The following is a 12,781-nucleotide window of genomic DNA, read 5'->3' as shown; positions in this document are numbered from 1 at the left end:
CGCGCGCCTGGTGGATGGCGCCCGTCAGGCGTTCAGGCCCCGCTGCACCAGCGACAGCTCGCGCCGGAACGCCTCGCGCAGCCGATACACCTGCGCGGGCCGGTGCGCGGCGCCGGTCACCAGCTCGCCTTCGACGGGTTCCAGCATGCCCAGCTCTTCCACCTTGCGGCGAAAGCTGACCTTGTTGATGGACTCGCCCAACACGGCCTCGTAGACGGCCTGCAATTGCGGCAGCGTCATGCGTTCGCCGCACAGATACACGGGCAGCGACGAATACTGGCTCTTGGCGCGCACCCGCGACACGGCCAGCCCTACGATCTCGGCGTGGTCGAACGGCAGATCGGGCAGGTCCGCCACGGGTGCCACCGACAGGCCCTTGCCACACTCCGGCAGCAGCTCGGCCGGCACCAGCGCGTAGTACACCACCGACAGCGACCAGCCGCGCGGATCGCGCCTTTCGCCGGAATACGTGGCCAGCTGCTCCAGGTATGGACTGACGATGCCGGTCTTCTCGCGCAGCATGCGCGCCGCGGCATCCCAGGCGGTGGCGTCTTCGCGCGGGCGGATGTAGCCGCCGGGCAGGGCCGGCATGCCGGCGTACGGATCGGCCCGGCGTTCCAGCAGCACCACGTGCAGCGCCCCCTCCCGCAGCGTCAGCAGGACCACGTCCACGGTGCAGATGATGGCGTGCGCAGCGGCGGGCTTGGCGGCGGACTTGGCGGCGGACTTGGCGGAATCGGCGGGCTTGGACGCTGGGGTCATGGACAGTTTGTTCAATCGAGCAACGAACAAGAGTAGCAATGCGGGCCAGGCGTGTCACGGCTCCCAACTTAGTTGCACAATTAATCTAACAAGCGTACAGTGGGTCCATCGACGCAGACGGAGACACGCATGACCGCCAACATCCAGCTTCTGATCATCGATCCGCAGAACGACTTCTGCGACCTCCCCCTGGCATGGCAACCGCCCGAGCCCGCCAGCGGCAACGTCATGGCGCCCAGCCTGCCCGTGGCCGGCGCGCACGCCGACATGCTGCGCGTGGCCGAGATCGTGCGCGCCGGCCAGGGCGTCCTGTCGGCCATCACCGTCACGCTGGACACGCACCATCGCGTGGACATCGCGCATCCCGCGTTCTGGCGGCAGCCGGACGGCTCGCCCGTCGCGCCCTTCACCGCCATCACCGCGGCGGACCTGCGCGCCGGCCGCTGCCAGCCGCGCGATCCCGCCGCCCTGCCGCGCGCCCTGGCCTACGTGGATGCCCTGGAGGCACGGGGCCGCTACACGCTGATGGTGTGGCCGGTGCACTGCCAGGTGGGCAGCTGGGGCCACAACGTGCACGCCGCGGTGCAGGCCGCCTGCACTGCCTGGGAAGAGGCCGGCCTGCAGCCCGTGGAGTACGTGAACAAGGGCATCAACCCCTGGACCGAGCATTACAGCGCCCTGCAGGCCGAGGTGCCCGACGACGCCGATGCCGGCACGCAGCTCAACCGCGCGCTGCTGGCCCGCCTGGATGCCGCCGACACCTTGCTGGTCGTGGGTGAAGCCAGCAGCCACTGCGTGCGCGCCACCGTGCAGGACCTGGTCGATCACCTGCCCGGCGGCCGCCCGGAACGGCTCGTGCTGTTGTCCGACTGCATGAGCCCCGTGCGCGGCTTCGAGGCCCAGGCCGAAGGCTTCCTGGCCGACATGCGGGCCCGCGGCGTGCGGATCGCGGGCAGCGCCGACATCCTGGCGCAGCTGCGCGGCATCGCCTGAAGGGGGGAAAAAAGGCCCCCGCGCCGCGCCTTCGGCTTGCTGCCCCCGGAGGGGGCCGTCTTTGCCTTGGGACGGCCCGGCGGCAAAGGCCCCCACGCCGCAGCCGCAAAAAGAACAAGGAGCACCACCATGCAACCCGTCATCCAAAGCCTGCTGGATACCGACCTGTACAAGTTCACCATGTGGCAGGCCATGCTGCACCGGCACCCGGCCACGCAGGCGGAATACACCTTCGTGTGCCGCAACCGCCCGGCCTATCCGCTGGCCGAGCTGGCGCAGGACGTCCGGCGCGAGCTCGATCACCTGTGCAGCCTGTCCTTGCAGCCCGACGAACTGGCCTATCTCGGCGGCCTGCGCTACATCAAGTCGGACTTCATCGACTTCCTGCGCATCTTCCGCTACCAGCGCGCCTTCATCGACGTGCGCACCGACGGCGACGACCTGCGCATCGTGGCGCGCGGTCCGCAGGTGCACATCATGGGCTTCGAGATCCCGGTGCTGGCCATCGTCAACGAACTGTACTTCCGCCGCTTCGATCAGCAGGAGGCCATCGCCGAAGGCACGCGCCGGCTGGATGCCAAGATCGCGCAGCTTCAGGCCTTCGCGCAGGAGGCGCCGCGCGCCCACCCGTTCGAGTTCTTCGACTTCGGGCTGCGGCGCCGCTACAGCGGCGCGTGGCAGCGGCAGGTGGTGGCGCGGCTGCGGGCCGAACTGCCCCGATACTTCAAGGGCACGTCCAACGTGCTGCTGGCCAAGGACCTGGACCTCGTGCCCATCGGCACGATGGCGCACGAGTACCTGCAGACCTTCCAGGCGCTGGGCGTGCGGCTTCGCGACTTCCAGAAGACCGCGCTGGAAGAGTGGGTGCAGGAATACCGCGGCGACCTGGGCATCGCGCTGACCGACGTGGTGGGCATGGATGCCTTCCTGGCCGACTTCGACCTGTATTTCGCCAAGCTGTTCGACGGCCTGCGCCACGATTCCGGCGATCCTGGCGAATGGGGCGAGAAGGCGCTGGCGCACTACGCCCGGCTGCGGGTCGATGCGCACGCCAAGCGGCTGGTATTCTCGGATGGACTGGACGTGTCGCGCGCCCTGGCGCTGTACCGGCAGTTCGGCGACCGCACGCAACTGGGCTTCGGCATCGGCACGCACCTGAGCAACGACGTGGGCCTGACCCCGCTGAACATCGTGATGAAGCTCACCGCGGCCAACGGGCAGTCGGTGGCCAAGCTGTCGGACACCCCGGGCAAGACACTGTGCAACGATGAAACCTTCCTGGCCTACCTGCGCCAGGTATTCCACGTCGGGAGCCCTGCATGATCACGCTGACACTGGCCCAACTGAACTACACGGTCGGCGACGTCGCCGGCAACGTCGACTGCATGACCCGGGCGGCGCGCCGCGCCGCGCAGGAGGGCTCGCAGATGGTGGTGTTCTCCGAATTGTCGCTGACCGGCTACTACCCCGGCGACATGCTGGACGACACCCCCTTCAAGGCCAAGGTCGAGGCGGGCCTGCAGGCGCTGCGCGAGGCCTCGCGCGAACTGCCCGGCCTGGCCTGGGTGGTGGGCGCGCCCATCGCGCATACCCGGCCTGGCAAGAAGTGGCACAACGGCCTGCTGGTGCTGCGCGACGGCGAGGTGCTGCTAAGCTATGCCAAGCAACTGCTGCCCACCTACAACATCTTCGACGAGCGCCGCCACTTCGAGCCCGGTCCCGACATCGCGCCCGTGCTGCAGATCGGCGATGCGCGTGTCGGCTTCCTGATCTGCGAGGACGGCTGGAACGATCTCGGCGCCGACTACGAGCTCAACCCTTTCCGCCGCCTGCAGGAAGCGTCGCCCGACTTCGTGGTGTCCATCAACGCCAGCCCCTCCGAGATCGGCAAGCGCGAACTGCGCCACAAGGTGTTCACCGAGGCCAGCGCGCAGCATGGCCTGCCGCTGCTGTACGTGAACCAGGTCGGCGGCCAGGACCAGATCGTCTATGACGGCGCCTCGTTCGCCGTGCAGCCCAGCGAGGGCGTGGTGTTCGAGACGCATCGCTTCGACGAGGACGTGGCCACGCTGCGCTTCGACGGCGGCCGCTTCCTGACCGCGCAGGGCGGCGCGCCGCGGCGCGTCGACCCGCAGGGCCTGGCCACCATGGCCTTCTACCGCGCGCAGATCGTGCTGGGCCTGCGCGACTACGCGCGGCGCTGCGGCTTCCGTCAGGTGGTGGTGGGCTCGTCGGGCGGCATCGACAGCGCGCTGACCCTGGCGTTGGCCGTCCAGGCCATGGGCGCCGACAACGTGGCCGCCGTCACCATGCCCTCGAAGTATTCGTCTTCGGGCTCGGTGGACGACTCGGTCACGCTGTGCCGCAACCTGGGCATCGCGCTGTACACGCATCCGATTGCCGAGACGGTGGAGGTCTATGCGCGGCAGTTCGAGGCCAGCTTCGGGCATCCGCTGCAGGGCCTGCCGCTGGAGAACCTGCAGGCGCGCATCCGCGGCACCATCCTGATGGAATACTCCAACACCTTCGGCCACCTGCTGCTGACCACCGGCAACAAGTCGGAGCTGTCCGTGGGCTACTGCACGCTGTACGGGGACACCAACGGCGGGCTGGGTCTCTTGGGCGACCTGTACAAGACCGAGGTGTTCGCGCTGTCGCGCCACCTGAACGAGACCGCGGGGCGCGAATTGATCCCCGCCGCCATCATCGAGAAGCCGCCCTCGGCCGAACTCGCGCCCGGCCAGAAGGACACCGACAGCCTGCCTCCGTATGAGGTGCTGGACGAGATCCTGCGCTTCGTCGTCGAGGCCGAACGTCTGGCGCCCGACGAATACCGGCAGGCGCGCGACTTCGTCGAGCATCTGCGCGGCACGCCCGACGGCAGGACGCTGATCGACCGCGTACGCCGCATGGTGGCGCGCAACGAATACAAGCGCCGCCAGTCGCCGCCCATGATCCGCGTGCGCGCCAAGGCCTTCGGCGCCGGCCGCCAGATGCCCATCGCCGCCAAGTACGACTGACACGAGCAGATTCCATGACCGCTGCCTCCCGCACCGACATCGCCGTCTACATCGGCCGCTTCCAGCCCCTGCACAACGGCCACCTGGCCCTGCTTCGGCAGGCACTGGACCTGGCCGCCCACGTCGCCGTGGTCATCGGCTCGGCCCACCAGGCGCGCACGCCGAAGAATCCCTTCACGTGGCAGGAGCGCGCCGACATCATCCGCCTGGCCCTGCCCGAGGCCGACCGAGCCCGCGTGCACTTCCTGCCCATACGCGACTACTACGACGAAGCCCGCTGGGTCGAGGCGGTGCGGGCCGACGTGGCCGGCCTGGGCACGCGACTAGGCCTGGCGGCCAAGCCCGCGGTGTCGCTGGTCGGCCACTTCAAGGACGCCACCAGCGGCTATCTCGGCCGCTTTCCGGGCTGGACGCTGCACGCGGTGGAGCGCTCCGATCCGGTGGACGCGGTGCACATACGCGATGCCTTGTTCGGTGCGGCAGGTACGGCAGCGGCCAGCGGCAAGGTCCATGGCACAGGCACGGCAGGCTTCAGCCTGGAACCCGCCCTGGCCGCCCTGCGCCCCGTCGCCCCCGCCAGCACACTGGATTTCCTGCGCGCCTGGGCCGCGCTGCCCTACTATCCCGCGCTGGCGCGCGAATGGCAGATGCTGCGTACCTACAAACAGGCCTGGTCGGCGGCGCCCTATCCGCCCGTGTTCGTCACCGTGGACAGCATCGTGCGCTGCGCCGGCCGCGTGCTGCTCATCAAGCGTGGCCAGCCGCCTGGCGTGGGGCTGTACGCCGTGCCCGGCGGCTTCATCGAGCAGCGCGAGACGGCCTATCAATCCGCCCTGCGCGAGCTGCGCGAAGAAACCACGCTGGGCCTGCTGGAAGCCAGCATGCAGGCATCGCTGAAGGGCCAGGCCGTGTTCGACCACCCCGACCGCAGCCAGCGCGGCCGCACGATCTCGCACGCGTTCTATTTCGACCTGGGCGACCGACCGCTTCCCGACGTGCAGGCCGACGACGACGCGCAGCTGGCGCAGTGGGTGCCGATTTCGGATCTGTCCGGCATGGAGGACCGCTTCCACGACGACCACTTCCACATGCTGGATCATTTCCTGGGCATCACGCGCTAGGCACGCGCGCGCCGGACAAAAAAAGAAGCCCGGGGCGTGCAACACGCGCCCGAGCCAGGAGCCAACTGCAAACAGCTTTGTTCTATGCCTTCGCGGGCGGTGTCAATCTGCGTCGACGAATGCTTCTTCCCGCTTCTTGCGCAGGGCCGGCAGGGCCACCAGGATCAGCAGGACGGCCGCGGCGCCCAGCAGCGAGGCCGACAGAGGACGCTCGACGAAGGTGAAGAAGTCTCCTCGCGACAGCAGCAGCGCGCGGCGGAAGTTCTCTTCCATCATCGGTCCCAGCACCAGGCCCAGCAGCAGCGGCGCGCCTTCGCAGCCCAGCTTGCTCCACAGGTATCCCACGATGCCGAAGGCGGCGAACATGAAGATGTCGAAGGTGTTGTAGTTCAGCGAGTACACACCGATGGTGCAGAACACCAGGATGGCCGGGAACAGCATGCGGTAGGGCACTTTCAGCAGCTTGACCCAGATGCCCACCAGCGGCAGGTTCAGCACCACCAGCATCAGGTTGCCGATCCACATCGAGGCGATCAGGCCCCAGAACAGTTCCGGGTGGCTGGTCATGACCTGCGGGCCGGGCTGGATGTTGTGGATGGTCATCGCGCCCACCATCAGCGCCATCACCGCGTTGCCCGGGATGCCCAGGGTCAGCAGCGGGATGAACGAGGTCTGCGCGCCCGCGTTGTTGGCGGACTCGGGACCCGCCAGGCCGGCCGGATGGCCCTTGCCGAAGCGCTCGGGATTCTTCGAGATCTTCTTTTCCAGCGTGTACGACGCGAACGCCGACAGCACCGAACCGCCGCCCGGCAGGATGCCCAGCGCCGACCCCAGCGCCGTGCCGCGCAGGATGGCGGGCGCGGCTTCGCGGATCTCCTGCTTGCTGGGATACAGCGAGCCCATCTTGTCGGAGATCTCGACGCGGTTTTCCTTCTGCTCCAGGTTGGCCATGATCTCGGCCAGGCCGAACACGCCCATGGCCACGACGGCGAAGTCGATGCCGTCCTGCAGCTCGGGAATGCCGAAGTCGTAGCGGGCCACGCCCGAGTTGACGTCGGTGCCCACCATGCCCAGCAGCAGGCCCAGCAGGATCATGCAGATCGCCTTGGGCAGCGAGCCCGAGGCCAGCACCACCGCGCCGATCAGGCCCAGCGCCATCAGCGAGAAGTACTCGGCGGGACCGAACGCGAAAGCCACTTCGGCCAGCGGCGGCGCGAAGGCCGCCAGCAGCATTGTCGCGACGCTGCCCGCGAAGAACGAGCCCACCGCCGCCAGCGACAGCGCCGCGCCGGCCCGGCCGTTGCGCGCCATCTGGTGGCCGTCCAGCACGGTCACCACCGCCGACGTCTCGCCAGGCAGGTTGACCAGGATGGCCGTGGTCGAGCCGCCGTACTGCGTGCCGTAGTAGATGCCGGCCAGCATGATCAGGCCGGCCACCGGGGGCAGCACGTACGTGATCGGCAGCAGCATCGCGATGGTGGGCACGGGGCCCAGGCCCGGCAGCACGCCGACCAGCGTGCCCAGCAGGCAGCCCAGGAAGGCATACAGCAGGTTCTCGGGCGTGACCGCCACCGAGAACCCGAGCATCAGGTGATCGAACAGTTCCATATCTCGCTCCTCAGTTGCTCAGCACGCTCGGCCAGAGCGGAAAGATCAGGCCCAGCCCGCGGATGAACGCGATGTACGAGAACAGGACCAGGAAGAGGCCGTTGGCGACGGCGACCTTCCAGTTGAATTCGTGGCTGGCGAAGCTGCTGACCACGACCAGGATGAAGACGGACAGGTACAGCCCGAGGTACTGCAGCAGCACTCCGTACAGGATGACCGACCCGACGACCAGCGCCAGGATGCGGAAGTCGAAGCGGTCGACGGTGGTTTCCGTGGCCTTCTTCGCCAACGCGCCCAGCATGACCACCGCGCCCATCAGCGCCAGCACCATGCCGAGCCAGAAAGGGAAATAACCCGGGCCCATGCGTGCCGCCGTACCCATGCTGTACTGGGTGGCCTGCAGCGAAAACCCACAGCCCAGGGCGATGAACATCACGCCGGACCAAAAGTCTTGTTTGTTTCTTATCAAACCGCTGTCTCCATGGATGGGGCGCTCCGGTAAAACCGCCGGGCGGACCAAGCCGGATTGCGCACTACGCCGTGTTGCCTGAACTTTCATCTATCTTTCGTGGATGAAAGCCGCAGGAAAGCAGGGATGGTACGTGACATGTTTTGGCCTGAGAACCCGCAAGCCCATGATTTCGCAGGGTGTTTTCACCCCTCCGGATTCCAAATTGGAATAGGGGGATTGGGGATTACACGGTTGCGGCGAATTTGGATAAAGGCAACATCCCCTGCCCGCTGTCGGGATCGGCCCTTGCCGTAGGCATCGATTCATGGCGCAATAACCGATTGCGGGATCGGCATCAAGCCACCACCAGCGGAGGAAAAATGAGCGGCGCCATCAAGATTTTCGTGGGGTGCGACCCCAATGACTGCGATCTCGAGCAGATGATGGTGCTCGACTACAGCGCACGCAAACACACCTCGCGCCCCGTCGAAATCACGTGGATGCGCCTGTCGCGCGATCCCGCCAGCCCCTGGTACAGCGATCCCGAAGACGGCGAAGGCTGGCGCACCGGCAACTGGGCGACGCCGTTCTCCGCCTTCCGCTGGGCCGTGCCCGCCGCCTGTGGCTACCAGGGCCGTGCCCTGTACATGGACGCCGACATGCTGGTGCGCTGCGACCTGGCCGAACTCTGGGACATGCCCATGGCCGAAGGCACCATCCTCACGGGCAGGCGCCGCGGCCAGGACGGCTGGCTGTTCTGCGTGTCGCTGTGGGATTGCGAACGCGCGCGCAAGCACCTGCCCACGCTGGAATCGCTGCGCACCGACCGCCACGCGCATCGCAAGATGAAGCGCCTGCTGGTCGAGCATCCCGAGCTCATCCAGCCCATGGATGCCCGCTACAACTGCATCGACGGCGAGGGCCTGCCGCTGGACGAAATCCGCATCCTGCACTATTCCGACATGGGCACCCAGTTCTCGCATCGCCATGCCCTGCCGCGCCTGCAGGCCGAGGGCCGCCGCCACTGGTTCGACGGGCAGATCGTGCCGCATGCGCGGCAAGACCTGGCCGCGCTGTTCGAGCAGTACTACGAAGAGGCGCTGGACGCCGGCTTCAGCCTGGACGACTACCGCAACGGCGTCCCGTTCGGCCCGTTCAACAAGGCCAGCCAGAAACACTACGTGGGCTCCCGCCAGGCCAAGCCGCGCGGCCTGCTGCAGAAGCTGACGGCGCGCATCGCGCGGCTATCCGCGTGAACACTCCGTCGAACATGTCCAACACCTTCATCCCGCCCGACTATCGCAATACGCCCGACGCCACCTGGTCCACCGCGGACCTGTGCGATCTGGCGCTGAACGATCCTTCCCTGGAATTGCGCATCTTCCCGCCCGCCTATCGCGCGTTCGGCGGGCGCTCCTGGTACTTCGGGCAGGTCGTCGCCGTGCCCGCGCCCGACGGCGGCGGCGGCGTATCGCTGGCCACGCTGCTGGCCGAGCCGGGACACGGCAAGGTGCTGCTGGTCGACGGCGGGGGTTCGTCGGCCGCCGCCATCCTGGGCGACCGCATGGCCGGCATCGCGGTGCAGAACGGCTGGAGCGGCGTCGTCATCCATGGCCACGTGCGCGACGTGCGCGAACTGGCCCGCATGCCGGTGGGCATCCACGCGCTGAACGCCGTGCCCAACCGCGCCGCCTCCATGCCCACCGTCGCGGCGGGCCCGCAGGTCACGCTGCACGGCATTACCGTGCGCAGCGGCCAATGGCTGTATGCCGACGAGGACGGCATCGTCGTGCTGGCGCGCCGGCATACCGAAGGCAAGCCGGCCGCCTGAGTCCTCAGTCGGGATGCCGGGCCTTCAGCTCGGCATACGACGCCAGCTCGCCCGCCAGGGCGCTGGCCGCCACGGTCAGGGGGCTGGCCAGCCACACGTTGCCGGGCCCCGAGCGGCCCGGAAAATTGCGATTGATGGCGCTCACGGTGACCTGCGACGGCTCGGTCGACGAGCCCGGTCCGCAGTTGGCGCAGGCGCCGCAGGACGGCTGCAGGATGCGCGCGCCCACCGCGGCAAAGGTCCGGTCGTAGCCGCGCGCCACGCAGTAGTCGCGCACCGCCGTCGTGCCGTACTGCAGGAACAGCGTCACGCCGCCTGGAAGGCGCAGGCCCCGCCGCACCGCCCACGCCAGCACGTCGTGGTAATGGTCGAAGTCCTCGCGCTTGCCGGCCGTGCAAGAGCCTCCGTAGGCGATGTCGACGCGGGGCCGCACCGCCAGGCGTGACAGCGCCATGCCGTTGCCCGGATCGCCCGGCGCCGCCACCATCGGCTCCAGCGCGCCGCAGTCCACGCGCAGCTCCAGCGCATAGACGGCGTGCGGATCGCTGTGCATCCATGGTTCGATCCGCGCCTGCACGCCGCGCCGTTCGCGCAGGAAGCGCACCGTTTCGGCGTCCGGCGCCACGATGCCGGTCAGCCCGCCCAGCTCCGCCGTCATGTTGGTCAGCGTGGCGCGCTCGTCGATGGACATCCCCGCGACGGCCTGCCCGGTGAACTCGAACACCTTGCCCACGCCGGCGCCAGCGCGGATCTCGGGCAGGGCCAGCAGATGCAGCACCACGTCCTTGGCCGTCACGCCAGGCGGCAGGGCGCCGTCCAGCGCGACGCGCAGGCAATCCGGCATGGTCAGGCGCACGGCCCCGGTGACGAAGGCATTGGCCATGTCGGTGGTGCCCACGCCGAAGGCCACGCAGCCCAGCGCGCCGCTGTGCGGCGTGTGCGAGTCGGTGCCCACCACCACCTGGCCGGGCAGCGCGTAATGCTCGGCCATCATGGCGTGCGAGATGCCGGCCACGTTGGTGCCCGGGTCGGCGGCGGCCTGCGCCTCGGTCAGCGTCTGGTGCTGCCGCAGGCCATAGTCGCGCACGAAGTCGCGCTGCGCCTGGCACATGGCCCAGACGTTCGGCACGATGCCGGCGCGCACGTGGTTGGGGCTTTCCTCGACGTACGAGGTGTGGTCCTCGAACACCACGATGCGGTCCGTGTCCACCAGCCGCAGCGGCCGGCCGAAGCGGGCGTGCAGCATGTGGCTGGCCATGCCCGTGTAGTACTCGTGGATGAAGCGCCAGTCGGCGCGCACGAAGACGCCGTCGCCGGTCGCGGGATCGGTCGAGGTCACCGGCGTGCGCAGCAGATGGCGCCGCACGATCTTCTCGAACAGCGTGCGCGGCGGCGCGTCCGGGTCGTCCCGCGCATCGGTCGGCGCGGTATCGCGCAGGTGCGCCTGACCGAAGGCCAGCAGCCCGCCCGCATGGACGACCGCGGCCGCCAGGCCGTCGCGGCCCGCGACGATCTCGTCCACGGCTATCGTCTCGCCGCGCAGCAGGCGCGGCAACAGGCCCATGTCCGTGCTGGTGTACAGCCCGATGTTGTCGGCATTCTGCCGGTAGATGCGCTCGAAGCTTTCCGCGATCACCAGCCGCACGCCGGCCGATTTCTCGGCCATGGGGCTGTGCTCGCGCGACGAGCCCTTGCCATAGCGCTTGCCGCCCACCACCACGTTGATGCCGCAAGACCGGATGGCATCCACGCCGATGGGCTTCTGGCCGTCCGTCTGCAGGCCGGTGTAGGGATAGCGCCCCAGCGCCTGGTCGAAGTGCGTCAGGATAGGGACCGGCGTGATCTCGTCGGTCGAGATGTCGTCGCGCAATGGGCCGGCCTGCGCCGCGTCCAGCCGTTGCCCCGCCAGTTGCGCGGCGATGCGCGCGGGATCGCGCGACAGGAACAGGATGCGGACGGGGCCGTCGATGATCGATGTTTCCGGCATGGACTACTCGGGAGAAATGCCCGCGGCCGTCACCAGCGACCGCGTCCTGGTGATCTCCGCGGCCAGTGTCTGCGCCGCCTGTTCCGTGGTGCCGCCCTGCGCCACGAAGCCCTGCGGCTGCAGCGTGGCCAGCACGGTCTTGTCCTGCATGGCCTGCTGCGTGGCGGCCTGCAGCTTGCGCACCACGTCGGCCGGCAGTTTCGCCGGGCCGATCAGCGCGATCCACGCATCGTAGGCGTAGCCGGGCACGCCGGATTGCGCCAGCGTCGGCACGTCGGGCAGCACCGGCACGCGCTCGGGCGTGCTGACGGCCAGCGCGCGCAGCTGGCCCGCCTGCACCTGCGCGATCACCGAGGGCACGGCAAGAAAGGCCGTCTGCACCTGGCCGGACATCACGTCGGTGATCAGCGCATTGCCGCCGCGGTACGGGATGTGCATCATGTCCACGCCGGCCCGGGATTTCAGCAGTTCGCCGGCCAGGTGCAGCACGCTGCCCGTGCCCGATGAGCCATAGTTGATCCTGCCCGGCTCGGCCTTCGCGGCCTTCAGCAGGTCGGCCACGCTGCGGTACGGCGAATCCTTGGCCGTGACCAGCACCAGCGGCGTCGTGCCGACGACGGACACCGGCGTGATGTCGCGCACCGTGTCATACGGCATGCTGCGGTACAGGCTGGGATTGATGGCATGGTTGGACGACACCATGGCCAGGGTGTAGCCGTCCGGCCTGGCCGACACCAATTGGCGCGTGCCCGGAATGCCGGCCGCGCCCGACAGGTTTTCCACGATCATGGGCTGTCCCAGCGACTTGCCCAGCGCGTCGGCCACCACGCGCGCGACCACGTCGGCGGTCGAGCCGGGCGAGGTGGGCACGATCAGGCGGATCTGGCGGTCGGGGTAGTCCGCCGCGGCGGCCGTCGGCCCCTGCAACAGGGCGCTGCAGGCGAGCGTACAGCCCGCCACGAATCTGGCGATGGTCATCCGTGTCTCCTTGGTGTCGCGGCGGGGTCT

Annotated in this window: 11 protein-coding genes; 6 read left to right on the top strand and 5 right to left on the bottom strand. The window is 68.6% G+C overall.

The annotated features are described in order from the left end of the window. Positions 1-24: 24 nt before the first annotated feature. The gene (locus FS845_RS00630) at positions 25-762 is read right to left on the bottom strand and encodes an NUDIX hydrolase (RefSeq protein ID WP_144629905.1); all 738 of its coding nucleotides are present in this window, start codon (positions 760-762) and stop codon (positions 25-27) included. 129 nt (positions 763-891) lie between these two features. Between FS845_RS00630 and FS845_RS00625 the strand changes: the two genes are divergently transcribed. The 4 genes from FS845_RS00625 to FS845_RS00610 all read left to right on the top strand — a co-directional run bounded on the left by FS845_RS00625 (position 892) and on the right by FS845_RS00610 (position 5,896). Then, complete coding sequence (locus tag FS845_RS00625) at positions 892-1,755, top strand: cysteine hydrolase (protein ID WP_144629903.1); 864 nt, start codon at positions 892-894, stop codon at positions 1,753-1,755. A gap of 129 nt (positions 1,756-1,884) precedes the next feature. Beyond that, positions 1,885-3,078 (top strand): nicotinate phosphoribosyltransferase, encoded by a 1,194-nt coding sequence (gene pncB, locus FS845_RS00620; protein WP_144629901.1) that lies wholly within the window; start codon positions 1,885-1,887, stop codon positions 3,076-3,078. Next, on the top strand, positions 3,075-4,775 hold the full coding sequence (locus FS845_RS00615) for an NAD+ synthase (RefSeq protein ID WP_144629899.1): 1,701 nt from the start codon (positions 3,075-3,077) through the stop codon (positions 4,773-4,775). Before pncB ends, FS845_RS00615 begins: the two co-directional genes overlap by 4 nt. A gap of 14 nt (positions 4,776-4,789) precedes the next feature. Beyond that, positions 4,790-5,896 carry a bifunctional nicotinamide-nucleotide adenylyltransferase/Nudix hydroxylase gene (locus tag FS845_RS00610; protein ID WP_144629897.1) on the top strand — a complete coding sequence of 369 codons (1,107 nt, stop codon included), beginning with the start codon at positions 4,790-4,792 and terminating at the stop codon, positions 5,894-5,896. 102 nt (positions 5,897-5,998) lie between these two features. On the opposite strand, the gene FS845_RS00605 is transcribed toward FS845_RS00610, so the two are convergent. Together FS845_RS00605 and FS845_RS00600 are read right to left on the bottom strand one after the other, a co-directional pair. Further along, on the bottom strand, positions 5,999-7,504 hold the full coding sequence (locus FS845_RS00605; protein WP_144629895.1) for a tripartite tricarboxylate transporter permease: 1,506 nt from the start codon (positions 7,502-7,504) through the stop codon (positions 5,999-6,001). A 10-nt stretch (positions 7,505-7,514) separates the two neighbouring features. Then, a complete protein-coding gene (locus tag FS845_RS00600; RefSeq protein ID WP_144629893.1) occupies positions 7,515-7,937 on the bottom strand; it encodes a tripartite tricarboxylate transporter TctB family protein in 423 nt (140 codons plus the stop codon). 398 nt (positions 7,938-8,335) lie between these two features. Here FS845_RS00600 and FS845_RS00595 point away from each other — a divergent pair, with 398 nt between their 5' ends. Both FS845_RS00595 and rraA read left to right on the top strand, forming a co-directional pair. Beyond that, positions 8,336-9,211 (top strand): glycosyl transferase, encoded by an 876-nt coding sequence (locus FS845_RS00595; RefSeq protein ID WP_144629891.1) that lies wholly within the window; start codon positions 8,336-8,338, stop codon positions 9,209-9,211. Further along, complete coding sequence (gene rraA / locus FS845_RS00590; RefSeq protein WP_144629889.1) at positions 9,208-9,786, top strand: ribonuclease E activity regulator RraA; 579 nt, start codon at positions 9,208-9,210, stop codon at positions 9,784-9,786. The genes FS845_RS00595 and rraA overlap by 4 nt, the downstream gene beginning before the upstream one ends. Positions 9,787-9,790: 4 nt before the next feature. Here rraA and FS845_RS00585 read toward each other — a convergent pair whose 3' ends face one another. Beyond that, the gene (locus tag FS845_RS00585) at positions 9,791-11,773 is read right to left on the bottom strand and encodes an aconitase family protein (protein WP_144629887.1); all 1,983 of its coding nucleotides are present in this window, start codon (positions 11,771-11,773) and stop codon (positions 9,791-9,793) included. A 3-nt stretch (positions 11,774-11,776) separates the two neighbouring features. After that, on the bottom strand, positions 11,777-12,751 hold the full coding sequence (locus FS845_RS00580; RefSeq protein ID WP_144629885.1) for a Bug family tripartite tricarboxylate transporter substrate binding protein: 975 nt from the start codon (positions 12,749-12,751) through the stop codon (positions 11,777-11,779). Positions 12,752-12,781: the final 30 nt, after the last annotated feature.

The sequence above is a fragment of the Bordetella genomosp. 13 genome (assembly GCF_007679965.1).
Taxonomy (GTDB): Bacteria; Pseudomonadota; Gammaproteobacteria; order Burkholderiales; family Burkholderiaceae_B; genus Bordetella.
This window is presented reverse-complemented; position numbering and strand designations above follow the sequence as displayed.